28 protein-coding genes are annotated in these 26,303 nt (G+C 34.4%); 14 read left to right on the top strand and 14 right to left on the bottom strand.

The window, feature by feature from the left end; all coding sequences use genetic code 11:
• Window positions 1-31: 31 nt before the first annotated feature.
• The 7 genes from AP058_RS04360 to dnaA all read right to left on the bottom strand — a co-directional run bounded on the left by AP058_RS04360 (window position 32) and on the right by dnaA (window position 6,484).
• Window positions 32-1,399: a methylmalonyl-CoA mutase subunit beta gene (locus tag AP058_RS04360; protein WP_066307238.1), complete on the bottom strand. Its 1,368-nt coding sequence runs from the start codon at window positions 1,397-1,399 to the stop codon at window positions 32-34.
• Window positions 1,400-1,417: 18 nt separating this feature from the next.
• Window positions 1,418-1,744 (bottom strand): septum formation initiator family protein, encoded by a 327-nt coding sequence (locus tag AP058_RS04355; RefSeq protein ID WP_066307234.1) that lies wholly within the window; start codon window positions 1,742-1,744, stop codon window positions 1,418-1,420.
• Window positions 1,745-1,862: 118 nt separating this feature from the next.
• On the bottom strand, window positions 1,863-2,471 hold the full coding sequence (gene udk / locus AP058_RS04350) for a uridine kinase (RefSeq protein WP_066307233.1): 609 nt from the start codon (window positions 2,469-2,471) through the stop codon (window positions 1,863-1,865).
• Between the two features lie 183 nt (window positions 2,472-2,654).
• Entirely contained in the window at window positions 2,655-3,536 is an 882-nt protein-coding gene (locus AP058_RS04345) for an SDR family oxidoreductase (RefSeq protein ID WP_066307232.1), read from the bottom strand.
• 186 nt (window positions 3,537-3,722) lie between these two features.
• Window positions 3,723-4,448 (bottom strand): SAM-dependent methyltransferase, encoded by a 726-nt coding sequence (locus tag AP058_RS04340; protein WP_066307230.1) that lies wholly within the window; start codon window positions 4,446-4,448, stop codon window positions 3,723-3,725.
• A gap of 133 nt (window positions 4,449-4,581) precedes the next feature.
• Entirely contained in the window at window positions 4,582-5,049 is a 468-nt protein-coding gene (locus AP058_RS04335; protein ID WP_066307228.1) for a low molecular weight protein-tyrosine-phosphatase, read from the bottom strand.
• Between the two features lie 7 nt (window positions 5,050-5,056).
• Entirely contained in the window at window positions 5,057-6,484 is a 1,428-nt protein-coding gene (gene dnaA / locus AP058_RS04330) for a chromosomal replication initiator protein DnaA (protein ID WP_066307226.1), read from the bottom strand.
• Window positions 6,485-6,669: 185 nt separating this feature from the next.
• Between dnaA and AP058_RS04325 the strand changes: the two genes are divergently transcribed.
• Window positions 6,670-7,074: a thioesterase family protein gene (locus AP058_RS04325; RefSeq protein WP_066307224.1), complete on the top strand. Its 405-nt coding sequence runs from the start codon at window positions 6,670-6,672 to the stop codon at window positions 7,072-7,074.
• Window positions 7,075-7,105: 31 nt separating this feature from the next.
• Here AP058_RS04325 and AP058_RS04320 read toward each other — a convergent pair whose 3' ends face one another.
• From AP058_RS04320 to ribD, 3 genes are read right to left on the bottom strand one after another with little or no spacing between them, the layout of a single operon-like run.
• A complete protein-coding gene (locus tag AP058_RS04320; RefSeq protein ID WP_066307341.1) occupies window positions 7,106-7,738 on the bottom strand; it encodes a YigZ family protein in 633 nt (210 codons plus the stop codon).
• A 10-nt stretch (window positions 7,739-7,748) separates the two neighbouring features.
• On the bottom strand, window positions 7,749-8,351 hold the full coding sequence (locus tag AP058_RS04315; RefSeq protein ID WP_066307223.1) for an HAD family phosphatase: 603 nt from the start codon (window positions 8,349-8,351) through the stop codon (window positions 7,749-7,751).
• Entirely contained in the window at window positions 8,344-9,390 is a 1,047-nt protein-coding gene (gene ribD / locus AP058_RS04310; RefSeq protein ID WP_066307222.1) for a bifunctional diaminohydroxyphosphoribosylaminopyrimidine deaminase/5-amino-6-(5-phosphoribosylamino)uracil reductase RibD, read from the bottom strand. Before ribD ends, AP058_RS04315 begins: the two co-directional genes overlap by 8 nt.
• Before the next feature lie 103 nt (window positions 9,391-9,493).
• On the opposite strand from ribD, the gene AP058_RS04305 reads away from it, so the two are divergent.
• Both AP058_RS04305 and prmC read left to right on the top strand, forming a co-directional pair.
• The gene (locus tag AP058_RS04305) at window positions 9,494-9,979 is read left to right on the top strand and encodes a GNAT family N-acetyltransferase (protein WP_066307221.1); all 486 of its coding nucleotides are present in this window, start codon (window positions 9,494-9,496) and stop codon (window positions 9,977-9,979) included.
• Window positions 9,980-10,218: 239 nt separating this feature from the next.
• Window positions 10,219-11,085, top strand: coding sequence for a peptide chain release factor N(5)-glutamine methyltransferase (prmC, locus tag AP058_RS04300; protein ID WP_066307219.1), 867 nt, complete (start codon window positions 10,219-10,221; stop codon window positions 11,083-11,085).
• A 95-nt stretch (window positions 11,086-11,180) separates the two neighbouring features.
• Here prmC and AP058_RS04295 read toward each other — a convergent pair whose 3' ends face one another.
• Together AP058_RS04295 and AP058_RS04290 are read right to left on the bottom strand one after the other, a co-directional pair.
• A complete protein-coding gene (locus AP058_RS04295; RefSeq protein ID WP_197413380.1) occupies window positions 11,181-11,381 on the bottom strand; it encodes a YqaE/Pmp3 family membrane protein in 201 nt (66 codons plus the stop codon).
• Between the two features lie 36 nt (window positions 11,382-11,417).
• Entirely contained in the window at window positions 11,418-12,659 is a 1,242-nt protein-coding gene (locus tag AP058_RS04290; RefSeq protein ID WP_066307216.1) for an ABC transporter permease, read from the bottom strand.
• Window positions 12,660-12,993: 334 nt separating this feature from the next.
• On the opposite strand from AP058_RS04290, the gene hisS reads away from it, so the two are divergent.
• The 10 genes from hisS (at window position 12,994) to AP058_RS04240 (ending at window position 22,926) form a co-directional block, all read left to right on the top strand.
• Window positions 12,994-14,367, top strand: coding sequence for a histidine--tRNA ligase (gene hisS / locus AP058_RS04285; RefSeq protein WP_066307215.1), 1,374 nt, complete (start codon window positions 12,994-12,996; stop codon window positions 14,365-14,367).
• Window positions 14,368-14,690: 323 nt separating this feature from the next.
• Entirely contained in the window at window positions 14,691-15,269 is a 579-nt protein-coding gene (locus AP058_RS04280; protein WP_066307214.1) for a nucleotide exchange factor GrpE, read from the top strand.
• A 93-nt stretch (window positions 15,270-15,362) separates the two neighbouring features.
• Window positions 15,363-16,481, top strand: a complete 1,119-nt coding sequence (gene dnaJ / locus AP058_RS04275; protein ID WP_066307212.1) for a molecular chaperone DnaJ — start codon at window positions 15,363-15,365, stop codon at window positions 16,479-16,481.
• Between the two features lie 189 nt (window positions 16,482-16,670).
• Window positions 16,671-17,600, top strand: a complete 930-nt coding sequence (locus tag AP058_RS04270) for an ABC transporter ATP-binding protein (RefSeq protein ID WP_066307211.1) — start codon at window positions 16,671-16,673, stop codon at window positions 17,598-17,600.
• A gap of 72 nt (window positions 17,601-17,672) precedes the next feature.
• A complete protein-coding gene (locus AP058_RS04265; RefSeq protein WP_066307209.1) occupies window positions 17,673-18,989 on the top strand; it encodes an ABC transporter permease in 1,317 nt (438 codons plus the stop codon).
• Between the two features lie 3 nt (window positions 18,990-18,992).
• Window positions 18,993-19,853 carry a mechanosensitive ion channel family protein gene (locus tag AP058_RS04260; protein WP_066307208.1) on the top strand — a complete coding sequence of 287 codons (861 nt, stop codon included), beginning with the start codon at window positions 18,993-18,995 and terminating at the stop codon, window positions 19,851-19,853.
• A gap of 28 nt (window positions 19,854-19,881) precedes the next feature.
• Window positions 19,882-21,045: a sigma-54 dependent transcriptional regulator gene (locus AP058_RS04255; RefSeq protein ID WP_066307207.1), complete on the top strand. Its 1,164-nt coding sequence runs from the start codon at window positions 19,882-19,884 to the stop codon at window positions 21,043-21,045.
• A gap of 94 nt (window positions 21,046-21,139) precedes the next feature.
• Window positions 21,140-21,856, top strand: coding sequence for a DEAD/DEAH box helicase (locus tag AP058_RS04250; RefSeq protein WP_066307206.1), 717 nt, complete (start codon window positions 21,140-21,142; stop codon window positions 21,854-21,856).
• 30 nt (window positions 21,857-21,886) lie between these two features.
• A complete protein-coding gene (locus AP058_RS04245) occupies window positions 21,887-22,105 on the top strand; it encodes a putative signal transducing protein (protein ID WP_066307204.1) in 219 nt (72 codons plus the stop codon).
• A 17-nt stretch (window positions 22,106-22,122) separates the two neighbouring features.
• Window positions 22,123-22,926, top strand: a complete 804-nt coding sequence (locus AP058_RS04240) for a Cof-type HAD-IIB family hydrolase (RefSeq protein WP_066307203.1) — start codon at window positions 22,123-22,125, stop codon at window positions 22,924-22,926.
• Between the two features lie 12 nt (window positions 22,927-22,938).
• On the opposite strand, the gene AP058_RS04235 is transcribed toward AP058_RS04240, so the two are convergent.
• Together AP058_RS04235 and AP058_RS04230 are read right to left on the bottom strand one after the other, a co-directional pair.
• Complete coding sequence (locus AP058_RS04235) at window positions 22,939-23,547, bottom strand: alpha-ketoglutarate-dependent dioxygenase AlkB (protein ID WP_066307202.1); 609 nt, start codon at window positions 23,545-23,547, stop codon at window positions 22,939-22,941.
• Between the two features lie 185 nt (window positions 23,548-23,732).
• The gene (locus AP058_RS04230; RefSeq protein WP_066307339.1) at window positions 23,733-24,257 is read right to left on the bottom strand and encodes a hypothetical protein; all 525 of its coding nucleotides are present in this window, start codon (window positions 24,255-24,257) and stop codon (window positions 23,733-23,735) included.
• 630 nt (window positions 24,258-24,887) lie between these two features.
• On the opposite strand from AP058_RS04230, the gene mtaB reads away from it, so the two are divergent.
• Window positions 24,888-26,216, top strand: a complete 1,329-nt coding sequence (gene mtaB / locus AP058_RS04225; RefSeq protein ID WP_066307200.1) for a tRNA (N(6)-L-threonylcarbamoyladenosine(37)-C(2))-methylthiotransferase MtaB — start codon at window positions 24,888-24,890, stop codon at window positions 26,214-26,216.
• Window positions 26,217-26,303 lie beyond the last annotated feature (87 nt).

The following is a 26,303-nucleotide window of genomic DNA, read 5'->3' as shown; positions in this document are numbered from 1 at the left end:
TTTTGGGTAGTGAATTAAGTACATCTACAAACTAAACTTCGGTTGCTAAACGTTCTTGTTCTACTTTTTCGGCCAATCTTTTTTCGATAATTGGCGTAATTAATGTCTTTCGTGGCTTGATTTTTACAAATGGAAACAATTCTAAATCGTGTTTCATTCGGTCAGTCTCATTTGTATACTTATTGGTTCCTACCAAAACGGCACTTTTACGATCAAACAATTCTTGCTCTTTATCGGCACTTTCTTGAATTTTTCTTTTGATAAGTCCGTCGTTAAGTTGCTTTAAGAACCCACCGTTGGATTCAATGTCTTTAAAAAGAGTTAGTGCTTTTTCTGCCAATTGCATCGTCAAACTTTCAATATAATAACTTCCATCTGCAGGATTATCTACTTTGTCAAAATAGCTTTCTTCTTTTAAAATAAGCAGTTGGTTGCGTGCAATACGATCGCCAAACTCATTGTCTTTATGGTACAAAGCATCGTATGGTAAGTTGGCAATGGCGTCTGCACCACCAATAATAGCCGACATGCACTCGGTGGTGGTGCGTAACATATTGACGTTGTAATCGTAGATTGTTTTATTGCGTTTGGATGGCGTTACTAACAGATGAAACTTTAAATCGGCATGATATTCTATGGCAATACGATCAAATACGATTCGTAAAGCTCGAAGTTTCGCAATTTCAAAAAAGTAATTTCCTCCAACCGCCATTTCAAAGACGATAGTGTTACGATACGAGGGTACTCGGTTTAAATATTCGTTAGCTTGTGCTAAACTGTAGGCAATTTGCTGAACCATGTTGGCACCAGCATTTTGGTACAAGTTCCCATTTACCGCTAGTAAATTAGAATTTCTATGTTGTTTTGAAAGATTTTCGAGTGTTTCAAAATTATTTTTATCAGTGGTCGCAAACCAATTTCCGTCTTTTGCGAGTTGTCCGATCGGGTCATTAAGAATATAAAAAACAGCTTTTTTATCGCTCGCAATTTCTTCTAATTTAGAAACGAAATCGATTGAGATAAAATTCAAATTAAAGTATACGATTTTATTTTCTAAAGGAATTGGACTAAGTAATTTTTGGAGGTCGCAGTCGCTGTTTTCAATTGTAAAACGAAGACTTTGTGCGCCACGATTTAAAGATTCAATAGCTCTTAATGTTGATTTTTCAATATCATAAACGAAAATATTTTGACAAATTTTAAAATCAGAAGCTTTCGTAGCAATCGGTAATGGATTTTTAAAATCGTCGCTGTGGTAAAAAGGTTTTACCTGAATGTCTTCGGGTGAATTCCATATTACAGTTTCGTTGTAGTCGGCACCGTTCAACTCAAATTGAATTTTTTGTTTCCATTGTTTGGACGAAACCGGATTAAAAGTATCAAAAAGAGATGCAGCCATATTGTTTTCTTTTAAGGTTTAATTATCGGTTTTAGTGGAATCACTTTCAAATTCGATAATGTAAATATCTTCGTTGTCTTTTTTCATGAAATATTTTTCACGAGCGTATTTTTCTATTTGCTCCGGATTTTGCAAATCTTTAATCTGTTTTTGATCTTTTTTTATTTCTTCTTGATAATACGCCTTATTGTCTTCTAGTTCTTCAATTTGGTCGTCTAGGAACCGATGATCAAAATAGGAATAATTGTCTAAAAAGCCCATCCAAACCAGAAAAAACAATAGTACCCAAACATATTTGTTGCTTAGGAATTTAAACCAAGGTTTTTCTCTGTACGGGTTTTTCATTGTGGTTTTTTTAGCCCCGGTAGCAGCGGCATCCTTTTGTTGGCTTCTTTAGCCAGCAAAAGATACAGCGGATGACGGGAAATAGCTCCTTAAATTATGGTCCTAAATTACAATAAATTTATAAGATACGTTGATTAATAACGGCGCGAACTACATCAATTGCTACGGTATTGTAACGGTCGTTTGGAATAATGATATCGGCAAATGCTTTGGATGGCTCGATAAATTGGTCATGCATTGGTTTTAGCGTATTTTGGTACCGCGTTAAAACTTCGTCTAAGTCACGACCACGCTCGGCTATGTCTCTTTTTAAACGACGAATTAAACGCTCGTCTGAGTCGGCATGAACGTAAATTTTGATGTCGAATAAGTCACGAAGTTCAGGATTGGTTAAGATTAAAATACCTTCAACGATCATTACTTTTCGTGGATGTGTACTTACCGTATCTTCGGTTCTGTTGTGTTTTATGAAGGAGTATACCGGTTGTTCGATCGTTTTTCCTTCTTTAAGTTCTTTAAGATGAGCTACTAATAATTCGAAATCAATCGCTCGTGGATGATCAAAATTTATTAATGCGCGTTCATCGTAAGAGAGCGTGTCATTTCTTTTATAGTATGCATCTTGAGATATAATTCCCACTTCGGTCTCGGGTAACTCATTAAGTATTTGATTAACCACGGTCGTTTTTCCGCATCCTGTTCCACCTGCAAGTCCGATGATAAGCATAAGTATGTTTGTTTATTTGATGTTGCAAAAATAAGAATTTAAACTAGTTTTTGTTGGATTTTTTTTGCTAAACTTTTCGCGTAAAGTGATGTTTAAGAAACAAAAAAAAGGTCTCAATTACAATGTAATTAAGACCTTTGTGCATTCAGAATTTTGAATAACTGAATTTAGTAAGCACTTATTTTATTTGTTTTTCTTTGCTTTAATCATCATTTCAAGCTGATCCCATAATTCTTCTGGAATGGCCTCTAATAAGTTGAATTGTCCAGCACCTTTTAACCATTCTCCACCATCAATAGTAATTACATCACCGTTTATGTATGCAGAGAAATCAGAAACCAAATAAGCAGCCAAATTGGCTAGCTCTTGGTGATCACCCACACGTTTTAATGGTACTTTTTTAGCCATGTCAAATTTTTCGGCTAAATCACCTGGTAACAATCGATCCCATGCGCCTTTAGTAGGAAATGGACCTGGAGCAATCGCATTACTGCGAATACCATATTTTGCCCATTCTACAGCCAAACTTCTGGTCATGGCTAAAACTCCCGCTTTTGCAGTAGCACTTGGTACTACGTAAGCAGAACCTGTCCAAGCGTAAGTCGTTACGATATTTAAAATGGTAGATGTTTTTTGTTTGCTGTCAATCCAGTGCTTACCAAAAGCCAACGTACAGTTTTTTGATCCTTTTAAAACGATATCAATTACAGTATCAAATGCATTAGCTGAAAGTCTTTCGGTTGGCGAAATAAAATTTCCTGCCGCGTTATTTAAAAGAACGTCAACTTGACCAAATTCTTTTAAAACTGCTTGTAACATATTTTCAACTTCTTCATAATGACGAACATCGCATTGTACAGGTAAACAAGTTCCACCTGTTGCTGTTTCTAGTTCTGAAGCTGTATTTTTTAATTTGTCTAAATCTCTAGAAGTTATAGCCACTTTCGCGCCTAATTCCATGAAATATTTGGTCATTGCTTTTCCAAGTCCACTTCCGCCACCAGTAACTACAATTACTTTTCCTTTTAAGGCGTCGTCTCTTAACATTTTATCGGTATAACTCATATGATTCGTTTTAAAAGAGTAAAAATACACATATTTTATTATGCATGCATAATAAATTGTGTTAATTTTTAACAAATTGAGTCACCAATCAGAGTTTTACCACAAATGAAATGGATCACAAAGAAGGGCAAGGTGATGTTTAAATTTTGAGAAGATGTATTTTAATATTGGAGATATAAGATGAAGTTACATTTTATGGATAATAAAAATGGTTGGGCGGTTGTGTAAGTCGACTTTCAGTTTTTTCCATTCTGAAGCACGCAAGGTTTTGATGAATTCAGACGACAAAGTAATGTCGGTTGCAATGCACAAATGAGTGGAAGGTTGGATTGCTTGCAAAATGTCTTCTAACATTTTATTGTTGCGATAAGGCGTTTCAATAAAAAGCTGTGACTGATTTTTGTCGTGTGACAATTTTTCTAAGTTCTTTAAAGCCGTTTTCTTGTCGTCTTTATCGATTGGTAAATACCCGTTAAATGTAAAACTTTGTCCGTTCATTCCAGACGCCATCATGGCTAATAAGATAGACGAAGGACCAACCAAAGGAATCACTTGAATGCCTTTTTCGTGCGCTAATTTTACGATTACAGCTCCAGGATCTGCTACACCAGGACATCCAGCTTCGCTTAATAATCCCATGTTTTGGCCTTCAAGCAAGGGCTTTATAAATTCTAAATGTTCGTGAACTTCGGTGTGTTTGTTCAATACAAAAAGTTTGAGCTCCGACTGTTTTTTTTCGGGACTAACCGCTTTAATAGAACGACGTCCTGTTTTGTCGTTTTCTACAACATAATAATCAATACAATCAATGGCTCTCTTTATAGTTTGTGGCAAAACATCCATAGGGTCACAGTCGCCCATAGTAGTTGGAATTAAATATAATTTGCCTAAAAGTGGAGTTGATTGAATCATATTGAAATTTTATTAGTGCGCCTCTTGCTTGTTATTGTCTACCTAAAGCAAACCATAAGATAAGAAGGCGAAGTAGTATTTTTTAATTCGTTTCAAAAAACGACGGTACTAAATAAATACTTTTTATACTTAGTTATTTGTATTTTTCGATAAGTTTTGCGGCAATGTTTGCTGTAGCGTCGTCAAGCATTTCGTATACGGTTTCGAAACCATTTGCTAACCCGTAAAAAGGATCGGGTACATCAACGTTTTCTCCAGGAAAAATTTCGTCTAAAATTAATTGTACTTTGCTTTTTTGATTTTCATTAGTAGCCAAGGCAATGACATTGTCGTAATTGGAACTGTCCATTACATAAATATAATCGAAAGTGTCAAAATCGATAGCCGTAAACTGTCTTCCTTTTTGATTGGAAATATTTAGACCATTTTTTTTAGCAATTGCAATAGAACGTTTGTCAGGCCCGTGACCAACGTGCCAATCACCTGTTCCTGCTGAATCTACTGTAAATTTTTCTTTGGGTAGTTTGGCTGCTAGAATTCCTTCTGCCAATGGTGATCGGCAAATATTTCCTAAACAAACCATTAAAATTTTTACGGACATGCTGCGTTTATAGCGTTAGTTTTTTATTAATGTCTTCGACAAATTTTTTGAATTGTTTGTCTGTAGAAACTAAGTTGTCTACTGTTTTACAAGCGTGTAGTACAGTAGCATGATCGCGATCTCCAATTTGAGAACCAATATTTGCCAACGAAGCTTTAGTGAATTTTTTCGCAAAAAACATAGCCAGCTGTCTCGCTTGTACCACGTGCCTCTTTCTCGTTTTTGATTGCAAAGTTTCAATATCTAACTGGAAATAATCGGACACTATTTTTTGAATATAATCGATCGAAATTTCTCGTTTAACATTTTTTACAAATTTTTCAACGACACTTTTAGCGAGGTCAATAGTAACTTCTTTTTTATTGAAAGAAGATTGTGCGATCAAAGAAATAATTGCTCCTTCAAGTTCACGAACATTGCTTTTAATATTGCGCGCCACATATTCAATAATATCATCTGGTATTTCAACACCATCACGATATAAAATATTTTTTAAAATAGAAATACGAGTTTCGTAATCCGGTTGATGCAATTCAGCAGACAATCCCCATTTGAAACGAGATAACAAACGTTGTTCGATATCTTGCATGTCAACAGGCGCTTTGTCTGATGTTAAAATTACTTGTTTTCCATTTTGGTGTAAGTAATTAAATATATGAAAGAAAACATCTTGTGTTCCTGATTTCCCAGATAAAAACTGTACATCATCAATGATTAGAACATCGATTAATTGATAAAAGTGAATAAAATCATTTCGATTGTTTTTCTTCACCGAATCAATATATTGTTGGGTAAAAATTTCTGCAGAAATGTATAAAACCGTCTTTTCTGGAAACTTCTCTTTTACTTCAACACCAATAGCATGCGCTAAATGCGTTTTTCCTAATCCAACTCCACCAAAAATTAATAGCGGATTAAATGAAGTTCCTCCAGGTTTGTTCGCAACTGCCATACCAGCAGAACGGGCCAAACGGTTCGAGTCTCCTTCTAAGAAATTATCAAAACTATAATTAGAATTTAATTGCGATTCGATTTTTAAATTACGAATTCCAGGTATTACAAAAGGATTCTTTAATTCTGGGTTTAAATTTTTAAAAGGTGCATCTACTTCTTGCGGTCTTACTGGAGCTCTATTTGAACTTGGCAATTGCTCCGTAAAAGGTTGTTTATTGCCATAAGTGTTCTCCATTTTAATTTTATAGAGTAACTTTGCATTTTTCCCAAGTTCTTTAGTAAGGGCAACTTTTAATAATTTAACATAATGCTCTTCTAGCCATTCGTAGAAAAATTTACTTGGAACTTGAATGTATAATGCGTTGTCGGTTAGTTCAACTGATTTGATTGGTTCAAACCAAGTTTTGTATGCCTGATCTTGAATGTTGTCTTTTATGAAAGACAAACAATTTTCCCACACCGATTGAGCAGTTTTGTTCATAAGATTCAAATAATTTTATGTTTTTATAATAGTTCTCTTGCTAAAAGAGACTGAATTTTTGTTGTTATTCAGAAGAACAAATATGTGAACAAAAATCGTTAAAAAAAAATATTTAGGGTTGGATTTTTACGAAATATTGTTGTAAGGACTTAATCCTGTGATAAAAAAATAATAAAAATAAAATAATGAAAAATCACCAAGTAGAAGTACGTGTTCGCTATTCAGAAACAGACCAAATGGGAGTCGTTTATCATGGCAATTATGTGCCTTATTTTGAGATAGGAAGAGTGGAATGGCTTAAAAATCAAGGAGTTTCGTATAAAGAGATGGAGCAAAGTGGTATTGCGCTTCCCATCGTTTCTATGACCATTAATTATAAAAAATCGGCACGCTATGATGAACTACTTACGGTTCATACAAACTTTAAAAGTCAAACTTCTGTTAAGATTGAATTTGATTGCGCGATTTATAACGAAGCGAATGAGTTATTAACAACTGCCTACTTTTTACTGGTATTTGTGTCGTTAAAAACGGGTCGTCCGATTGCTCCGCCAGATTATATTTTGGATATTGTGAAAAAGCTCCAATAATTGCAAAACGAGATTGCTTTTTTAGTAAAAATTAAAGCTGTTCTATGTTAATTTCGAATATTGAATTAAAGGTGTCGAAAATCATTTCGGCGCTTTTTTTTCTAATTTTTATCTCAATTTTGCCAATCGGATTTCCGGTAGCTTCATCCATTTCCATTTCTTGTGAAACAATAGCAAGATTTTTTTCCTTAATTACACGCATCACTTTGTTCATGTTTATATAATCAAATGAGATTATAAAATGTACATCAATTGTTTTTTCAATAATTTCACAAACTTGGAGACTCATTTGCGCAGTAGTTCGATAGGCCGAAATTAAACCACCTACTCCTAATTTTACGCCTCCAAAAATGCGAACAACTACGATTAGCAAGTTTGTTACATTAAACGACTGAATTTGGCCGTAAATCGGCAGTCCAGCAGTGTTGCTTGGCTCGCCATCGTCATTTGCGCGATAACTTATTGTTGGTGCCGTTCCAAGTTGATAGGCATAACAATAATGAACTGCGTTTGGATGTAGCTTTTTTAAGGTCTCAATAATGGGTTTAACTTCTTCTTCGGTAGCAAGAGGGAACGAATAGCCGAAAAACTTGCTGCCTTTTTCTTTGTATAAAATCTCGTCTGATGCCGAAGCAATTGTATGGTACGTGTCTAAGTAATCCAAGAAAATAGGTTTAAATAAAATTTTTATCAAATAAGTCGATAACATCTTCTGTTCCGACTTTTAAGTTCCAAACATGAATTCCTAGCGCTTTTGCAGCGTCGGTATTGTCTGCGCGATCGTCTACAAACAAAGTTCTTTTTGGAGAAAGCTCATGAATTTTAATTAGTTGACTGTAAATTTCAGGATTTGGTTTTCGCATGCCCATTTCGAAGGAAAAATATACTTTTTCAAAACATTGATAAAAATCACTGTAAAATGAAGCGCCTACTTTTTTCTCAAAAGTTGCAATATGAATTGAATCGGTATTGCTTAATAGAAACAGACGGTATTTTTTAGAGAGCAATTGTAAAAACTCCAAACGATATAAGGGAAAATCAAGTAGCACAGAATTCCAAGCTTTTAAAATTGCTTTTTCTGAAGCATCTGGAATTTGTTTTTGAAAACCAGCTAAGAATTCTTCACGCGAAATTTTACCGGTTTCAAATTGAATATTTAGTTCATCCAGTTCCGAATTCCATTCGTTAAGGCCTAGTTTTTTAAATTTAATAACAGGAGCTTGCTTGTCGAGATTGATAAAAATATCACCAAAATCAAAAATTATTGTATCAATCATGGTTATTAATTTGAATTAATTGGTCGTCGTTCAGCTGCTGAATTAGTTTTCTGTTTCCGCTAATTGTTGGTGCCCTTATGCCCTCTACAAAAGAATTAGCACCGATAAAAATTCGAGCTTCATCCCAAAGGTTACTTTCGATAAAAGACTGTAAAGTGTGCAAACCACCTTCGATTATTACCGATTGAATTTGATGTTCGTATAATTTTGTAATGATTTGCGGAACAATATTTTTATTAAAATCAATACATTCAAAGATAATGTTTTCAAGAGAATGCTTTAGAGGTTTTGCGCTAAATACAATTGTTTTTATTTGATTATCAAAGATATAGCTTTCTTTAGTAATGCGTTGGTTTTTATCAAGCACAATTCGAACTGGATTGTTTCCTGACCAATCGCGTGCATTTAATTTCGGATTATCTGCAACAACAGTTTGTGTTCCAACCAAAATTGCTTGCTCCTCTGTTCTCCATTTATGAACCAATTGGCGCGAATAGACATTGGTAATCCAAACGGGAGCGCGCTCCGAATGGGCAGCTGTTGGTGCTAAAAAACCATCGGCAGTTTCGGCCCATTTTAAAATAATATACGGACGTTGTTTGTTGTGAAAAGTGAAAAAACGTTTGTTAAGTAGGTTGCATTCTGTTTCTAAAATACCAATTGTCACATTTTTCCCCGCTTCAATTAATTTTTTAATTCCACGACCGGCTACTTTTTCGTTGGGGTCAACCGTTCCAATAACTACATTCGGAATTCCCGTGGCAATAATTAAATCGCAGCAAGGTGGTGTTTTACCAAAATGACTGCAGGGTTCTAAACTAACGTAAATAGTCGCTTTTTTTAGTAGCGATTTATCTTTGACACTATTTATTGCGTGTACTTCGGCATGCGGTTCTCCTGCTTTTTTATGCCAACCTTCTCCAATAATTCGGTCGTTGTAAACAATTACGCTTCCAACCATAGGGTTGGGATAGGTAGTTCCTAATCCGTTTTTGGCAAGTTCGATGCAGCGGCTGATGTGTTTTTGATGCTTTTTCACCTTACAAAAATAGTCAATTTAGATTGGTTCATTTCGTTTTGAAAGACATGAATAACGGAAAAGTATTTTTACTTTTGTTGAAAATTAAAACTTTTGTAAGACAATGGAAAATTGGGTAATTCGAAAAATGACGCACGAAGACAATGCAGCAGTTGCGGAACTAATTCGCTCGGTTTTTGAGGAGTTGGAAATTCCAAAAGTAGGAACCGCTTATGCTGATCCGCATTTGGATGAAATGTTCGAGGAATACAATAAGCCAAAATCGGCATACTATGTTGTAGAATTTAATACGAAAGTGGTAGGATGTTGCGGAATTGGCCCCTTAGTAAATGAGTCTGAGGATATTTGTGAATTGCAAAAAATGTATTTTTTACCCGAGACAAGAGGCAGCGGCATTGGTTCTGCGATGATGGATATATGTTTGATGGATGCTCGAAATTTTGGCTTTAAAAAATGCTATCTCGAAACCATGTCTTTTATGGAATCAGCGCAAAAATTATATCGAAAAGCAGGTTTTAATTATTTAGACCAACCAATGGGAAATACAGGTCACAGTTCCTGTCCCGTTTGGATGCTGAAAGAATTGTAAGTAGATTTTGAGACAAAACTCATTTGTTTTGTTTTTTAATTGTACTTTTTGACGGTAAAATAAAAAATGTAAGACTTTATGTAAGAAATTGTTGTAAAATTAAAAGCAGCTACTTTGTTGCAATTACAGTTGATGCACTTTTTAGTTACTTGCATTTTTCTTTGTTCAAATAAAGAAAAGAAATAAACTCCCCAAGATTTTAATTATTTCAAAATTCTTTCAAATTTAATACCTACGTTATGCGAATTAAATCTTACCGAACTCATTTTATTCAAGAACTTTTAGCTTTGTACGATGCGTTAGAATCAGAGAGTTTTTTTTATTTGATATTGGAAGAAAAGCATCAATTGAAACAAATTCATTTGGCTTTGAATCCTGAATTAGAATTTAATGTAGACGAAATTCAAGTTTGGAATTCATTTTTAGCACAATTAAAAAAAGAAATCCCGATTCAGTATTTATTAGGAAAAACAAGTTTTTATGGATTGGATTTTGAAGTGAATTCGAATGTATTGATTCCGCGTCCCGAAACGGAAGAATTAGTGCAATGGATTGTTGATGTGGTCAAGTTTAAATTTCCAGAAAATAAAAAAGTCAATATTTTAGACATAGGTACTGGTAGTGGATGCATCGCTATTTCATTGGCTAAAAATCTGCCAAATGCTAAAGTCTGCGCGATTGATGTTTCGAGAGAAGCATTGGAAACGGCGCGAAAAAACGCAAAAAATAACGGAGTCAAAGTTCATTTCCTGCATAAAAATATTTTGGAGACCAATGAGTTACAGGAGCAATATGATATTATTGTGTCTAACCCGCCGTACGTGCGTAATTTAGAAAAGCAAGAAATAAAAAATAATGTACTGCACAATGAGCCGCATTTGGCTTTGTTTGTAGAAGATGAAGATGCCTTAATTTTTTATAAAAAAATTGCCGATTTAGCGCAGCAAAACCTCGCTGCTGACGGTAAATTATTCTTCGAAATCAATCAATATTTAGGACAAGAAACAAAAGCCTTATTAGAAACTAAATCATTTAAAAATATTGAACTTCGCAAAGATATTTACGAAAATGACCGAATGATTGGTTGTGAAGTTTTAAAAGCGTAACGCATTCACTTTTAATATAGTATTAGAAGGTCTTAGAATCGTTAATAGAAAGGAATTAGTTATTTACGATTTGCAAGAATGATAAAGAATGTAAATTACTTCACTCTTAAAGCGTTAACCAACTTTCTGTTGCGCTTGTCAGCTCTTGCATTTTGCAAAGAAAGAACTGCCCAAATGGCTGCAGGAATCCAACCAATTAAAGTTATTTGTAAAAATAAACATAATATGGATGTAAGTATTTTTCCTCTCAAGAAAAAAGAAATACACGGAAAGAAAATTGCAATTAATGTCATCATGGAATATAGTGGTTTAAAGTGTATTTTAAAAAATGACTACTCGTATCTTAATGCCTCGATAGGATCTAAGGTAGAAGCTTTAATTGCAGGATATAGACCAGAAATCACGGCAACCATAAAGCTAGTCGCAAAAGCAGCAAAAATAGCAGTCCAAGGCACCACAAAAACAAAACTCATGGCAGTAGAAATTCCGTAACCAATTAAAATTCCTAAAATAATTCCAACCAATCCGCCCAATTGGCCAATAATCATAGTTTCTATAAAAAATTGAGTCGCAATAGTCACTTTTTTAGCGCCTAAAGCTTTTCGTACGCCAATTTCGCGGGTTCTTTCGGTAACCGAAACAATCATAATATTCATTAAGGCAATCGAAGAACCTAAAATAGTAATAATACTGATAAGCCATGACGCCATACCGAGATATTGGGTAATTCCCAAAATACGATTAATCAAGTCATCACTGCGTACAATTCCAAAATTATTATCACGAACTGGACTTAGTTTTCGAACTCTGCGCATCGTGCTTGTTGCGTTATCAATGGCTTCATCTAATAATTCTTTTTTGCTAACCATTATACTCACCGTGTAATTGATACTTGGTGCTGTAAATAATGAACGTGCCACTTGAATAGGAATTAGCACACGTAAATCTTGACTGTTCCCGAACGTGGAGCCTTTCTCCTTTAAAACTCCGATAACTCTAAAACGAGCGCCACGAATTGAAATTATTTTGTCAATTGGATTGATGTCTTTAAAAAGACCTTTTTCAAAATCAGAACCAACGATACAATTGTACGTGTTGTTTTCAACGTCAAAGCGATTGAAATTACGACCCAAAGTAGTTTCTAAACCAGAGTTCGTCAAAAAGTATTCGTCGATACCAACCACGCTAATTTCTGGATCTGTTTTTTCTCCCAGATATTTTACTTCGGCAGAAGATGTGGCAGTAAATGAAAGTGAGGTTTCGGCAAACGGAAAGTTATATTTGTTCTTAAATTCAACCGCTTCAGGATACGAAATAATTGGATTGATTATTTCTCGCTCGTTTCCTCCACGCTGTTTTACTTCATTCTCGTACTGATTGATGTTGAATGTATTGGCGCCCATAGAAGCGAAATCTGTAGAAATGGTATTTTCTAAAGCCGAAACTACCGTTAAAATTCCCACCAAAGCAGTAATTCCAATAGCAATAATTAATACGGTCAAAATGGTTCGTAAAATTTGCGTTCGGATGGAACCAAAAGCAATTCGGATATTTTCTTTAAATAGTTTTAGCATCGTACCAATTTGTCACGAAAATACAATTTTTGTTACAAGTTTGTTTTAGAAGCGCTGTAAAATATTTTAAAAAGTAAGATATTTGCAGTCGCTTAAATCAATATTACACAGTAGAAAAAAATTAAACACATACATTCATAGTTGTATTATTTTTGAAATTTTATTAAAAGCTATGTTTTCTACCCAAAATAGAAAGTCTTTTTTAAATAAAGAAAATTCCATGTTACTATGCGTTTAAGAAGTCTTTAAGTCTTTAGTTTTCTCTAAGATATATTGTATTGAGAGTTTCAGAATTACGAAATCGACACTCAAGAATTTAAAATTAAAAATTGAAATGGCATCAAAACCAAGTATTCCCAAAGGCACGAGAGATTTTTCACCAACTGAAGTGGCAAAACGTCAGTATATCATTCAAATTATCAAAAGTAATTTCGAAAAGTTTGGTTTTCAGCCAATCGAAACGCCTTCTTTTGAAAATTCGGATACTTTAATGGGGAAATATGGAGAAGAAGGAGATCGTTTGATTTTTAAAATTTTAAACTCAGGCGATTATTTATCCAAAGCAAATTCTACTCATCTAGAGTCTAAAGACAGTACCAAATTAACCGCTAGTATTTCAGAAAAAGCCTTGCGTTATGATTTAACTGTTCCTTTTGCGAGATACGTTGTGCAACATCAAAATGAAATTGAATTTCCATTTAAAAGATATCAAATTCAACCGGTTTGGAGAGCTGATCGTCCACAAAAAGGACGTTTTAGAGAATTTTTTCAGTGCGACGCCGATGTAGTTGGTTCAAAATCATTGTGGCAAGAAGTCGAATTGGTACAACTATATGATACCGTTTTTAGTGCATTAGGGTTGGAAGGCGTCACGATTAAAATTAACAATCGTAAAATTTTATCGGGCATTGCCGAAGTTATCGGAGCATCTGATAAATTGATTGATTTTACCGTTGCCTTAGATAAATTGGATAAAATTGGTGAAGAAGGCGTTAAAAAAGAAATGATTGAAAAAGGAATATCTGCTGAAGCCTTGGTAAAAGTGCAACCTCTTTTTTCTTTTTCCGGAAGTATTTCAGATAAAGTAAACCAACTTTCAGAATTGTTAGCTTCTTCGGAAGAAGGAATGAAAGGAGTAGAAGAGTTGCGTTTTATTTGCGATAATGTCTCTAAGTTAGGATTAACTAGTGCCATTTTAGATTTGGATGTAACATTGGCTCGTGGTTTAAATTATTACACCGGTGCTATTTTTGAAGTAGCAGCTCCAAAAACGGTCGCAATGGGTTCTATTGGTGGCGGCGGAAGATACGACGATTTGACGGGTATTTTTGGTTTAAAAAACATGAGTGGTGTTGGAATTTCTTTCGGTTTAGATCGAATTTATTTGGTTATCGAAGAGTTGCAATTGTTTCCTGAAACGGTAGCTGCTTCTTCTAGAGCATTGTTTATTAATTATGGAGACAAAGAGGCTTTCTATGCCTTGCAAGCCATTCAGAAATTAAGACACGAAAATATAAAAGTAGAACTGTATCCTGATGATACCAAGGTTGCCAAACAATTTCAACACGCAGACAAACGCGCTATTCCGTTTGCAGTTATTGTTGGTGAAGAAGAAATGGTGTCGCATAAATATTCACTTAAGAACTTAGTTTCAGGCGAGCAAATTTCGGTTGATTTTGAAGGATTAAAAAACGCTTTGAAAGACTAAATTATAAGGGATTAAAAACAAAAAAAGCTTCGTCGGTAATAGTGACGAAGCTTTTTTTAATATAAGGTAAAGTGAATTAATAATTATTAAAAAGCCGAAGCTAACCTTAAATTAGAATGGATTGTGATGCAGTTTTAAATCACTGCGCTTCAAATTTATTCAATACAACCTTTAAAACTCTTAAAATTATCCTAAAATTTATTTTTAATAAGCAATTGTTAGCTACCAAAAAACGATATTGTTAGTCCAACATCGACCGAATGACAATTTGACATTTTAAAAGGTTTGGCAGAACTTTTGCAATCCAACCGAAAGTAAATAAAATGAAGTTTAAAAATATATTTAAAAATAAAGCTGATATGACTACGGAGAATACAGAAATCGATCAAGAATTAGATGATGTAACTATTGAGAACAACGCTAATGGTGAGCAACTAGTTGCTGAAGAGTTAAGTGTTGAAGAACAGTTAACGCAAGATTTAGCTAAAGAAAAAGATAAATTTTTACGCTTATTTGCTGAGTTTGAAAATTACAAAAAACGAACTTCAAAAGAGCGTATCGAATTATTTAAGACAGCTAATCAAGATGTTTTATATGCAATGTTACCTGTTTTAGATGATTTCGATAGAGGTTTAATCGAAATTACAAAATCAGAAGATAAAAGTCTAATTGAAGGTGTGGTTTTGATTTATGAAAAATTAAAAAGCACATTGGTATCTAAAGGTTTAGAGCAAGTTGAAGTACGAGCAGGTGATGCATTTAATGCTGATTATGCCGAAGCGATTACTCAAATTCCTGCACCATCTGATGATTTAAAAGGAAAAATTGTTGATGTAATTGAAAAAGGATACAAATTAGGAGACAAAATTATTCGTTTTCCTAAAGTAGTTATTGGAAACTAACATAACAAATTAGAAATTCTGAACGAGTAATTCGTTAGGATTTTAGAATTTGCACTTGAGCGCTAGTGAATTGGCGGAGCAATTTATACTATTATGAAGAAAGATTTTTACGAAATATTAGGCATTTCAAAAAGTGCTGACGCTACCGAGATAAAAAAAGCATACCGAAAATGTGCGATTAAATATCACCCTGATAAAAATCCGGGCGACAAAGAGGCAGAAGAGAACTTTAAGAAAGCTGCTGAAGCTTATGAAATTTTAAGCGATCCGCAGAAAAAAGCTAAATACGATCAATACGGACATCAGGCATTTGATGGTTCAGGTGGTTTTGGCGGTGGTGGTCATGGTGGAATGAATATGGATGACATATTCAGTCAGTTTGGCGACATTTTTGGTGGTGGTGGTTTTGGTGGTTTCGGCGGAGGCGGAGGCGGAGGTCCTCGTCGCGCTAAAGGAAGTAATCTTCGAATTAAAGTGAAATTGACTTTAGAGGAAATTGCCAATGGAGTGGAGAAAAAAGTAAAAGTAAAACGTAAAGTTCAAGCCAAAGGAGTTTCGTATAAAACCTGTACAACTTGTAACGGTCAAGGCCAAGTAATGCGTGTTACTAATACTATTTTGGGTCGCATGCAATCGGCTTCTACGTGTCCAGCTTGTGGTGGTTCGGGTCAGATTTTAGACAAAAAACCAGCGGAAGCAGACAACCAAGGAATGGTTTTGGAGGATGAAACAGTATCAATTAAAATTCCTGCTGGTGTTGTGGATGGTATGCAATTGAAGGTTTCTAATAAAGGAAATGACGCACCAGGAAACAGTATTCCGGGTGATTTAATTGTTGCTATCGAAGAATTAGAGCACGAATTTTTGAAACGTGAAGGTGAGAATTTACATTATGATTTATATGTTAGTTTTCCTGAAGCAGTCTTAGGTGTTTCGAAAGACATTGAGGCAGTAAACGGAAAAGTTAGAATTAAATTAGAAGAAGGAATTCAGTCGGGTAAAATCCTTAGATTGAAAGGAAAAGGAATTCCAAGTATAAATGGATACGGAAATGGTGATTTATTGGTTCATGTTAATGTATGGACTCCTAAAACATTAAGTAAAGATCAAAAACAGTTCTTTGAAAATGCTTTAAATGATGAGCATTTTGATCCAAATCCTGAAAAATCAGACAAATCATTTTTTGATAAAGTAAAAGACATGTTCTCTTAAAGAGCTACTTTTTCGGAAATTAGTATAAAAACCCATCTTGAAAAAATAGTTCAGATGGGTTTTTTCTTTATTATACCCAGCAACGGTTTTATTTTAAATACGAATCTCCATACTTATGCTGTGAATTCTTTACTTTTACAGTCCAAAGTTTAAAAAGTCTGCGGACTTCCGAAAAAATCAAAAAACAATATGACCAACTTACTCGAAGTACATAAAGTTGTAAAGCAATACGGCAATTATGTGGCGCTTAACGAAGTTTCGTTAAACGTTCCTAAAGGCAGTATTTACGGATTATTAGGTCCAAATGGAGCAGGAAAAACATCTCTTATCCGCATTATCAATCAAATTACTTTACCAGACAGCGGTACTATTATTTTAGACGGCGAGCCGTTGCAGGCCAAACACATTCGTAATATTGGGTATTTACCAGAAGAACGTGGCTTGTACAATTCAATGAAAGTAGGCGAGCAATGTTTGTATTTGGCACAAATGAAAGGTTTGACTAAAGCAGAAGCTAAAACACAATTGGATTATTGGTTTGACCGATTAGAGATACAGGGTTGGTGGAATAAAAAAGTACAAGAACTTTCTAAAGGAATGGCGCAGAAAATTCAGTTTGTGGTCTGCGTGTTGCACCAACCTAAATTGTTGATTTTCGATGAGCCTTTTTCTGGATTTGATCCGGTAAATGCCAATATTATTAAAGACGAAATTTTAGCTTTAAAAGAAAAAGGGTCGACTATTATTTTTTCGACGCATCGAATGGAAAGTGTCGAAGAATTATGTGATGATATTGCTTTAATTCACGAATCTAATAAATTAATCGAAGGGAAATTAAACGATGTTAAACGTCAATTTAGATCCAATACTTTTGAAGTAGGTATTTTAACTTCAAATGTCGAAGGCTTAATGTATGATATTACGCAAAAATTCACTGTTGCCCCGGCACATTTTAAATCATTGAATGAAGAATTAAAGCTCGAAATTCAGATCGGGAATTCAACTTCAAATGAACTTCTAAATGTTTTAACACAACGCGGACAAGTGACTCATTTTGTAGAAAAAATACCAAGTGTGAATGATATTTTTATTCAAACGGTAACGGCAAAGAAAAAATAATTACTAAAAAATAAATTTTAATTTCAATACTTCATTTTTGAGTTTTGAAATTGAGATCGAAATTTCTTGAGAATGAGTATAGTATCCTTAATTATAAAAAGAGAATTTATCTCGAAAGTGCGCAATAAATCATTTATAGTAATGACTTTTTTAAGTCCGTTACTTTTTGTCGGTATTGCGGGTTTTATTGGCTATTTGAGTTCCATGAAAGCCGATACCAAGCGCATTGCTATTCATGACGAAATGGGTTTGTTTGCGACTTCTTTTACCAAACAAAATTCAGAAAATAACGAATTCAAATATATTGATTTAACTACAATTCCACTCGAATCTTTAAAAGACAGTATAGCGAAAGAAAGCTTTCAAGGTGTTCTGGTAATTCCTAAATCGAATACTGTAAAAGAATTAGAAAATAAAATCGATTATATTTCGAACAACAGTCCCAGTATTGTTTTTATTGAAAATACGCAGCGAACCATCGCTAAAGAAATAACAAAGTTAAATTTTGAAACCGCAAAATTGGATACGGTAGCGATAAAAAGCGCACAAAGTAGCGTAACAATTAACCTTAGTAAAGCTTCGGGAGAAAGCAGTGTGAAAGGATTAAATGAAATTAAAATTGCAATTGGTGGCGCTTTTGGATATTTAATTATGATGTTTATCGTTATCTATGGAAATATGGTAATGCGAAGTGTAATTGAAGAAAAAACAAGTCGAATTATCGAAATAATTATCTCCTCAGTGAAACCCTTTCAATTAATGATGGGAAAAATTATTGGTACTTCCTTAGCTGGATTATTGCAGTTTTTAATATGGGCTATAATTGGACTTAGTTTAATGTTTGCCGCATCTGCTTTTTTTGGAGTAAATGTGAGCCCAACTTCAAATGTTCCACCAGAAGTCTTAGCGTCGGCACAGCAGGAATTTGCTGGAACCGCACAAATGTACTTAGGTGAATTGTGGAATTTGCCAATTGCAAGTATTTTGTTTGGCTTTGTAGTTTATTTTATAGGAGGTTATTTTTTATACAGTTCTTTTTATGCTGCAATTGGAGCGGCTGTAGACAATCAAACCGATTCGCAACAATTTCTATTGCCAATCATTATGCCATTAATTTTAAGTGTTTATATTGGCTTTTTTACGGTGATTAACGATCCGCACGGAACCGTAGCTACTGTTTTTTCAATTATACCTTTAACCTCACCTATTGTTATGTTGATGCGAATTCCTTTTGGAGTTCCTTGGTATCAAATAGCAATTTCAGTAACTTTACTATTCGCGACCTTTTTGGGTGTAGTTTGGTTTGCGGCCAAAATTTATCGTGTCGGAATATTAATGTATGGTAAGAAGCCATCGTGGAAAGAACTATATAAATGGCTTAAATACTAAACTATGTGGCAACAAATTATTGATTTTATTTCGTACGATATTATAAATAGTGAGAACATTAAGATTTCTACTTTAGATGTTTTGTTGTTTGTAATTGTCTTAATGGGTACATCAATAACTCTAAAATTAATTCAAAAACTATTTAGCAGAAGATTACCTAAAAACGACAAAAAACGATTCAGTAGCGTTTTTCAAGTGTTCAAGTACATTGTATTCTTATTTGTATTTGTAATTATGTTAAATGCTACTGGAGTTAACGTCAATGTGTTCTTGACTGCTTCGGCAGCTTTGTTTGTAGGTTTGGGTTTTGCACTTCAAACATTTTTTCAGGATATTATTTCTGGAATTTTAATTATACTCGATCAGTCGCTACACGTTGGTGATATTATTGAAGTAGATGGTAGAGTAGGAGAAGTGCAAGAGATTAAGTTGAGAACTACGATAATGTTTACTCGTAACGACCGTGTTATGGTGATTCCGAATCACAAATTCATGGAGGATAATTTGCTAAATTGGACGCAAAATAATTCGAGCAATCGCGAAAAAGTTTCTGTCGGCGTGGCTTATGGTACAGATGCTCGTTTGGTAGAAAAATTACTTTTAGAATCGGTAGAGTCAATTGACGGAATTGTTACCGATGCCAGAATCAATGTTACTTTTGATGAATTTGACGATTCTTCCATACTTTTTTCGGTCCATTTTTATGTGTACCACGGAATGAAAACACCAGGAATTCAGAGTCAGATTCGATTTAAAATATACGATTTGTTTGGTCAGAATAATGTATCCATATGTCTTCCGCAATTAGATGTTCACTTGGTTAGTGTGCCTTCGACTTTAGAAAAAAATGTAGAGAAAGAATAAATGGGTAGTTTTAAATATAAAAACAACGATGAGTAAAATATTAGTGATAGAAGATGAAGCAGCAATTCGCAGGGTGCTGTCGAAAATCTTATCTGAAGAAAATGATTCGTACGAGGTGGAAGAAGCCGAGAACGGACTTATTGGACTCGACAAAATAAAAAATAACGACTACGACTTAGTTTTGTGTGATATTAAAATGCCAAAAATGGACGGAGTAGAAGTTTTAGAAGCGGTTAAAAAAATTAAACCAGAGATTCCGATGGTGATGATTTCGGGTCACGGTGATATGGAAACTGCGATTCAAACGATGAGAATGGGAGCTTTTGACTACATTTCTAAGCCACCTGATTTGAATCGGTTGTTGAATACTGTTCGCAATGCTTTGGATAAAAAACAACTTGTAGTTGAAAATAAAATTTTAAAGAAGAAGGTCAGTAAAAATTACGAAATGATTGGAGACAGCGAACCAATTAATCACATCAAGCTGATGATTGATAAGGTTGCTCCAACAGAAGCACGTGTACTAATTACGGGGCCAAACGGAACCGGAAAGGAGTTGGTCGCACATCAATTACATGAAAAGAGCGAACGCGCCGCATTTCCGTTAATCGAAGTGAATTGTGCTGCAATTCCGAGTGAATTGATTGAAAGTGAATTGTTCGGACACGTAAAAGGAGCATTTACCTCGGCTATAAAAGACCGAGCAGGTAAGTTCGAAGCGGCTGATAAAGGCACTATTTTTTTAGATGAAATTGGCGACATGAGTCTTTCGGCTCAAGCGAAAGTGCTGCGTGCTCTACAAGAAAGCATGATCACGCGTGTGGGAGCTGATAAAGACATAAAAGTCGATGTTCGTGTTGTGGCAGCAACCAATAAAGATCTGAAAGTAGAAATTGCAGAAGGACGTTTTCGCGAAGATTTATACCATCGTTTGGCGGTTATTTTGATTAAAGTTCCTCCGTTGAACGAAAGACGAGACGATATCCCTGTATTGGTGCAGCATTTCAGTGAAAAAATTGCTTCAGAGCAAGGAACTGCAATAAAGTTTTTTTCGGCTAAAGCCTTACAATTATTGCAAGAATACGACTGGACAGGGAATATAAGAGAACTTAGAAACGTAGTCGAACGTCTAATTATTTTGGGAGGTGCTGAAATCTCTGAAAATGATGTGAAGCTGTTTGCTTCAAAGTAAATTAATTTAATGGTTTAAAAATTGGAACATTTAAAAATTCGGTACCCGCTAAATTTTTCAATTTTGCAATTTTTCAATCTTTCAATCATAATAAATGAAACTAAAGAAAATAAACGAAATCCTGCAGCAAAATTTAGTTGCTGATGGTTTAACAAAAGCGAACACGCTACAAAAAGAAACTTTTTCTACTATAAAAAGTGGAGCAGATTGTGTAATTGTTGCTGCTGAAGGAACGGGCAGATCCACTACTATTGCACTGAATGTAATTCAGCAGTTGGCGCGTGAAACTGAAGAGTCACCGCGTGCTTTGATATTTGTAGAAAGCAAAGAAAAGGTGTTGGAAATGGAGGCTTTATTTGATAAATATGCCAAAGGAACCAATCTTGAAATTTACGGAATTCATGATAAAGGCGATACCGATTATGATAAAAATTACATTTCGACAGGAGTCGATGTTTTAATTGGCACTCCGAACAAATTGAATGACATGCTGAGTACGGCGGGTTACAACGTAAATCGTTTAAAAATGTTCATTATTGACGATGCAAATAGTTTGTTGAAATTGCGTCATGAAACAAAAATGATGAGAATTTCAAATAGTATTGCCAAAACACAACGCATCCTTTTTACAGAAAAATTGACTGAACGCGTGGAGATATTAATCGATAAGTTAATGCTGGAGCCTTATTATTTTGACATTGAAGAGGAAGAAACTGAAGAAGAGGAGAGCGATGCTGAGGAGAAAGACTTAGGAGCAGAAAATGAAGATGAGGAAGAGGATGAAAGAAAAGAAGAAAAAGAAGAGAATTAGTTTTTTACAGATAATTTAAAAATATATATTATGGGATTAATGAAAGTATTTTCGGGAAGTGAAATTTTAGCACAAGCCTTACAGTTGAGATTAAATGAAGTGGGTGTAGAAACTGTTCTTAAAAATAATTTACAATCGGCACGCTTAGGTGGATTTGGAAATTCTGATTTAGCTGTAGAAGTATTTATTGAAGAGACAGAATTTGCAAAAGCGAATCAAATAATTGAAGATTTTAGATTAAGCATCTAGCTTACAAACAAAACAAAATGCAATACAAAATGTTGGTCTTAGATATGGATGATACCTTATTGACAGACGACCATAAAATATCAGACCTGAATAAAGCAATGCTTTTTAAGGCAAAAGAAAAAGGAGTACATCTTATTTTGGCTTCAGGAAGACCAACTGCGGCAATGTTGTCGTATGCCAAGGAGTTAGAATTGGATACCTTAGATTCGTATATGATTTCGTTTAACGGAGCTGTGATTACCAATCTAAAGGATAATTCGGTTTTCTTTGAACAAATGCTCACCCAGGAACAAATTCATGAATTGTACGATTATAGTTTAAAGAACAAAACGCATATTATTACTTACTTAAATGGAGCAATTATTAGCGAAACTGATTCTGAATTCATAGATATAGAAAAAGTAATTACGGGTTTACCACACCATAAAGTGGCTAGTTTTAAAGATCATGTTTCTTCTCCGGCTGTAAAATGTATTTTATTGGAAGAGCCTGAGTATTTAAAGCAGCTCGAGATTGATCTAAAATTGGCGATGCCACATTTAAGCGTTTCTATGTCTAAACCATTTTTCTTGGAAGTGGCTCAAAACGGAATTGATAAAGGCGCTAGTTTGAAATTGTTAGCTAAAAAATTGAACATCAAACAAAGTGAAATCATAGCTGTTGGAAATGCCGGAAACGATTTGTCTATGATTGAATATGCAGGACTTGGTGTTTGGGTAGACAATGTTACTCCTGACCTAAGAGACAAAGCAGATGTTATTGTTGCATCGAATAATGATGACGGTGTTGCCGAGGTAATTCAGCGTTTTATTCTCAATTAAGGAAACTGTTTTTTAAATAACAATGGTTCTAAAAGTTAAGTTTATTCTTGGTTTTAGGACCATTTTTGTTGGTGGTAAGCGATGCAACCAGTTCGTTTGCGTCGTTCCTTTCATTACCAATAAACTACCATGTGCTAAAACAATCGAAATCGTTTCTTTAGTCCCTTTATGCTTAAAAGCAAACTTACGTTCGGCTCCAAAACTTAACGAGCCTATAGCACCATTTTTTTTCAAATCTTTTTCGGCATCACTGTGCCAAGCCATGCCTTCGCTACCATCATGATACAAATTTAGTAAACATGAATTATAAGTTTCCCCTGTTTTCTCTTCGGTTCTTTTTTTGAGTTCTAACAATTCTGAGGTCCATGGCAAAGCTTTTTTAGTTGTGTTAGAATAGGAGTATTCAAAAGGAATGTCGCCGTACCAAGCCACTTTGCGTTTGGTAATGATCCGTTTTCCAAACATAACTGCTTCATCATTTCTCCATTCGATAGAATCAAATAAAATTTGGTAATAGTGATTGGCTTGTGATTTAGAAAATACCGTTCCATAGTAATTGACCATGCCATCTTGTGGTAATACATTGTAAGATTCTGTCGGTTCGGTGGCAAATAAGTCCATTGATTTTGCAAGTTTTTGGACCTTAAAAGTAGCTAATATTTTTCAAAAAAAAAGCCTCCCAATCATTTCTTAATTCCTTTTTAAAACCATTAGCATCTAGTAGGTAAGCTGTTGTTGGTATTTGGAGAGCAAGATTTGGGAGACTTTATAGAAAACTTAATGTGTCTGGGTAAAATTGGGGAATTTTACTTTTTGGCTACCGAAATAAAATATTTATTTCCATCACCCATTGTTAACTTAACGCGTTCGTCGCATAAGTCAATCGCATATTCTGCACTTTCGTAACAGCTGCAAGTTGTACTTTTATCTTTTGCCATTGGCGTTGAGCAATTTTGACGTTTGTAAGAAGCCAGTTGCGGAGAATAAAAACTAACCAAGTCCGTTGAGGCAGTTACTAAAGAAATAACGCTTGCAGAGTTGGTATTGGTAATTCGATACACAATCCGATCCGTATAGGAAATGTTGTTTACAACTACTTTACGAATATAAGTGTAAGCAGTCGAGGCATCATCACCTTCTTTTTCTTCAAATTTAAATCCTAATAAACCACGAACTGCAAGATCAAATTTAGTTTGAGAGTTGTAGCTCGCCCATTCTGTTAAAGTAGCTACCGTAGGAAACGGATTGGTTGTAGTGTCTGCTTTATTCTGTGCATTAATGCCAAAAATAGCGACAAAAAATAATAAAATAGTAGGGTAAAACAGTTTCATAAATAATTGTTTCGTTTTAGTCATGCCTACTCTATATGGTTTTCGGCTTTCCCAATTGTGTTTTTAATTTTCTTACTCTGTTTAACGACAGTAGAGATAAAATGTTGTTTTTTTTCGTTTTTAATTGCTTCAAAAAAGCTAAAAAATGACCCAAAAAGATAATACTGTCTTATTTATAGAAAAAAAAGTAACTAGGTCTAAATTGCTATCAACTGATAATCAGTAGTGATTGGTGCCGAAAGATTCAATTAACACTCTTTAATTTCTGGATTTTTCTAGAGGTGAATTTAGTGCTAATTTTTAGGACATAAAAGGCAATTGTTATAAAAATTTAATTTTTTAAGATCTCACGGATATGATAAAATTTTTTGGTTAAAATCGCAACGTTTATTACAAATCCGGGGGATTTAATCAACAAAAGAACTTTATTTTTTAATTTATGTGTTTAGCATTAGTTCGAAAAATCGTACACAATCTTTTTTATAGCGGCTGTAAATGGTAGTGCAATGCAAAATATTGAATAGTAGTGAATTAATGATTTTATTTTGAGGAATATTGTATGTAAATTTGCAAAATCTCTAAAAAAGAAGAATTTATAATTAAATACTACTTAAAACGTAGTTCCTTCCTATGGAAAATAAAAAGAAAGTTGCCTTTTATACGCTTGGATGCAAACTTAATTTCTCAGAAACATCGACGATTGCTCGAAACTTTCAGGACGAAGGCTTTGATCGTGTTGATTTTGAGCAAATTGCAGATATTTATGTAATCAACACCTGTTCAGTTACTGATAATGCTGATAAGCAGTTCAAGCAGATAGTCAAGAAGACAATGAAATTAAACGATAAAGCTTTCGTCGCGGCTGTTGGTTGCTATGCACAATTAAAACCTGAAGAATTAGCTTCCGTAGATGGAGTAGATCTAGTATTGGGAGCAACTGAAAAATTCAAAATCACCGACTATCTTAATGATTTGAGTAAAAATGATATGGGGGAAGTGCATTCGTGCGAAATCTCAGAAGCTGATTTTTACGTCGGAAGTTACTCGATTGGTGACCGTACTCGCGCTTTTTTAAAAGTACAAGACGGTTGTGATTACAAATGTACCTATTGTACCATTCCGTTAGCGCGTGGAATTTCTCGTAGTGATGAATTAGAAAACGTAGTACACAACGCCAAAGAAATTTCTAGTCAAAATATTAAGGAAATTGTTTTAACGGGTGTAAATATTGGAGATTACGGTAAAGGAGAATTTGGTAATAAAAAGCACGAACACACTTTTCTAGATTTGGTTAAGGCTTTGGATGAAGTGGAAGGAATCGAGCGTTTGCGAATTTCTTCGATTGAGCCGAATTTACTTAAAAATGAAACCATTGAATTTGTTGCTAATAGCCGCACTTTTGTACCACATTTCCATATTCCATTGCAATCAGGAAGTAATGACATATTAAAATTAATGAAGCGTCGTTATTTGCGCGAAGTATATACGGATCGCGTAAATAAAATTCGTCAAGTAATGCCAAATGCCTGCATAGGTGTAGATGTTATTGTTGGATTTCCTGGAGAAACTGACGAACATTTTTTAGAAACCTATCATTTTTTGAATGAAATGGATATTTCTTACTTACATGTTTTTACATATTCAGAAAGAGACAATACAGAAGCTGTGGAAATGGATGGAGTCATTCCAGCAAACGTTCGTTCTAAAAGAAGTAAAATGTTGCGCGGTTTATCAGTAAAAAAACGACGTGCTTTTTATGAAAGTCAATTAGGAAGTACAAGAACTGCACTTTTTGAAAGTGAAAATAAAGAAGGATACATTCACGGTTTTACAGAAAATTACGTAAAAGTCAAAACACCGTGGAATCCAGAATTGGTAAATACACTGCACGAAATTACCTTGACAAAAATTGATGAAGACGGAAGTGTTCGCCTATATTTTGTAAAGGAACTGGTTTAGCAATCGCTTTTTTGCACTAAAATAGAAAACCCCTTTTACGAGGGGTTTTTGTCATTTAATCAAATATGTAATTTAATACTTTATAAA

The sequence above is a fragment of the Flavobacterium sp. TAB 87 genome (assembly GCF_001529295.1).
Taxonomy (GTDB): Bacteria; Bacteroidota; Bacteroidia; order Flavobacteriales; family Flavobacteriaceae; genus Flavobacterium.
This window is presented reverse-complemented; position numbering and strand designations above follow the sequence as displayed.

Excerpts from the sequence above, each read along its gene's own strand:
- AP058_RS04360 (WP_066307238.1), bottom strand. The coding sequence starts at position 1,399 with ATGGCTGCATCTCTTTTTGATACTTTTAATCCGGTTTCGTCCAAACAA.
- AP058_RS04355 (WP_066307234.1), bottom strand. The coding sequence starts at position 1,744 with ATGAAAAACCCGTACAGAGAAAAACCTTGGTTTAAATTCCTAAGCAAC.
- udk (WP_066307233.1), bottom strand. The coding sequence starts at position 2,471 with ATGCTTATCATCGGACTTGCAGGTGGAACAGGATGCGGAAAAACGACC.
- AP058_RS04345 (WP_066307232.1), bottom strand. The coding sequence starts at position 3,536 with ATGAGTTATACCGATAAAATGTTAAGAGACGACGCCTTAAAAGGAAAA.
- AP058_RS04340 (WP_066307230.1), bottom strand. The coding sequence starts at position 4,448 with ATGATTCAATCAACTCCACTTTTAGGCAAATTATATTTAATTCCAACT.
- AP058_RS04335 (WP_066307228.1), bottom strand. The coding sequence starts at position 5,049 with ATGTCCGTAAAAATTTTAATGGTTTGTTTAGGAAATATTTGCCGATCA.
- dnaA (WP_066307226.1), bottom strand. The coding sequence starts at position 6,484 with ATGAACAAAACTGCTCAATCGGTGTGGGAAAATTGTTTGTCTTTCATA.
- AP058_RS04325 (WP_066307224.1), top strand. The coding sequence starts at position 6,670 with ATGAAAAATCACCAAGTAGAAGTACGTGTTCGCTATTCAGAAACAGAC.
- AP058_RS04315 (WP_066307223.1), bottom strand. The coding sequence starts at position 8,351 with ATGATTGATACAATAATTTTTGATTTTGGTGATATTTTTATCAATCTC.
- AP058_RS04305 (WP_066307221.1), top strand. The coding sequence starts at position 9,494 with ATGGAAAATTGGGTAATTCGAAAAATGACGCACGAAGACAATGCAGCA.
- prmC (WP_066307219.1), top strand. The coding sequence starts at position 10,219 with ATGCGAATTAAATCTTACCGAACTCATTTTATTCAAGAACTTTTAGCT.
- AP058_RS04295 (WP_197413380.1), bottom strand. The coding sequence starts at position 11,381 with ATGATGACATTAATTGCAATTTTCTTTCCGTGTATTTCTTTTTTCTTG.
- AP058_RS04290 (WP_066307216.1), bottom strand. The coding sequence starts at position 12,659 with ATGCTAAAACTATTTAAAGAAAATATCCGAATTGCTTTTGGTTCCATC.
- hisS (WP_066307215.1), top strand. The coding sequence starts at position 12,994 with ATGGCATCAAAACCAAGTATTCCCAAAGGCACGAGAGATTTTTCACCA.
- AP058_RS04280 (WP_066307214.1), top strand. The coding sequence starts at position 14,691 with ATGAAGTTTAAAAATATATTTAAAAATAAAGCTGATATGACTACGGAG.
- dnaJ (WP_066307212.1), top strand. The coding sequence starts at position 15,363 with ATGAAGAAAGATTTTTACGAAATATTAGGCATTTCAAAAAGTGCTGAC.
- AP058_RS04270 (WP_066307211.1), top strand. The coding sequence starts at position 16,671 with ATGACCAACTTACTCGAAGTACATAAAGTTGTAAAGCAATACGGCAAT.
- AP058_RS04265 (WP_066307209.1), top strand. The coding sequence starts at position 17,673 with ATGAGTATAGTATCCTTAATTATAAAAAGAGAATTTATCTCGAAAGTG.
- AP058_RS04260 (WP_066307208.1), top strand. The coding sequence starts at position 18,993 with ATGTGGCAACAAATTATTGATTTTATTTCGTACGATATTATAAATAGT.
- AP058_RS04255 (WP_066307207.1), top strand. The coding sequence starts at position 19,882 with ATGAGTAAAATATTAGTGATAGAAGATGAAGCAGCAATTCGCAGGGTG.
- AP058_RS04250 (WP_066307206.1), top strand. The coding sequence starts at position 21,140 with ATGAAACTAAAGAAAATAAACGAAATCCTGCAGCAAAATTTAGTTGCT.
- AP058_RS04245 (WP_066307204.1), top strand. The coding sequence starts at position 21,887 with ATGGGATTAATGAAAGTATTTTCGGGAAGTGAAATTTTAGCACAAGCC.
- AP058_RS04240 (WP_066307203.1), top strand. The coding sequence starts at position 22,123 with ATGCAATACAAAATGTTGGTCTTAGATATGGATGATACCTTATTGACA.
- AP058_RS04235 (WP_066307202.1), bottom strand. The coding sequence starts at position 23,547 with ATGGACTTATTTGCCACCGAACCGACAGAATCTTACAATGTATTACCA.
- AP058_RS04230 (WP_066307339.1), bottom strand. The coding sequence starts at position 24,257 with ATGAAACTGTTTTACCCTACTATTTTATTATTTTTTGTCGCTATTTTT.
- mtaB (WP_066307200.1), top strand. The coding sequence starts at position 24,888 with ATGGAAAATAAAAAGAAAGTTGCCTTTTATACGCTTGGATGCAAACTT.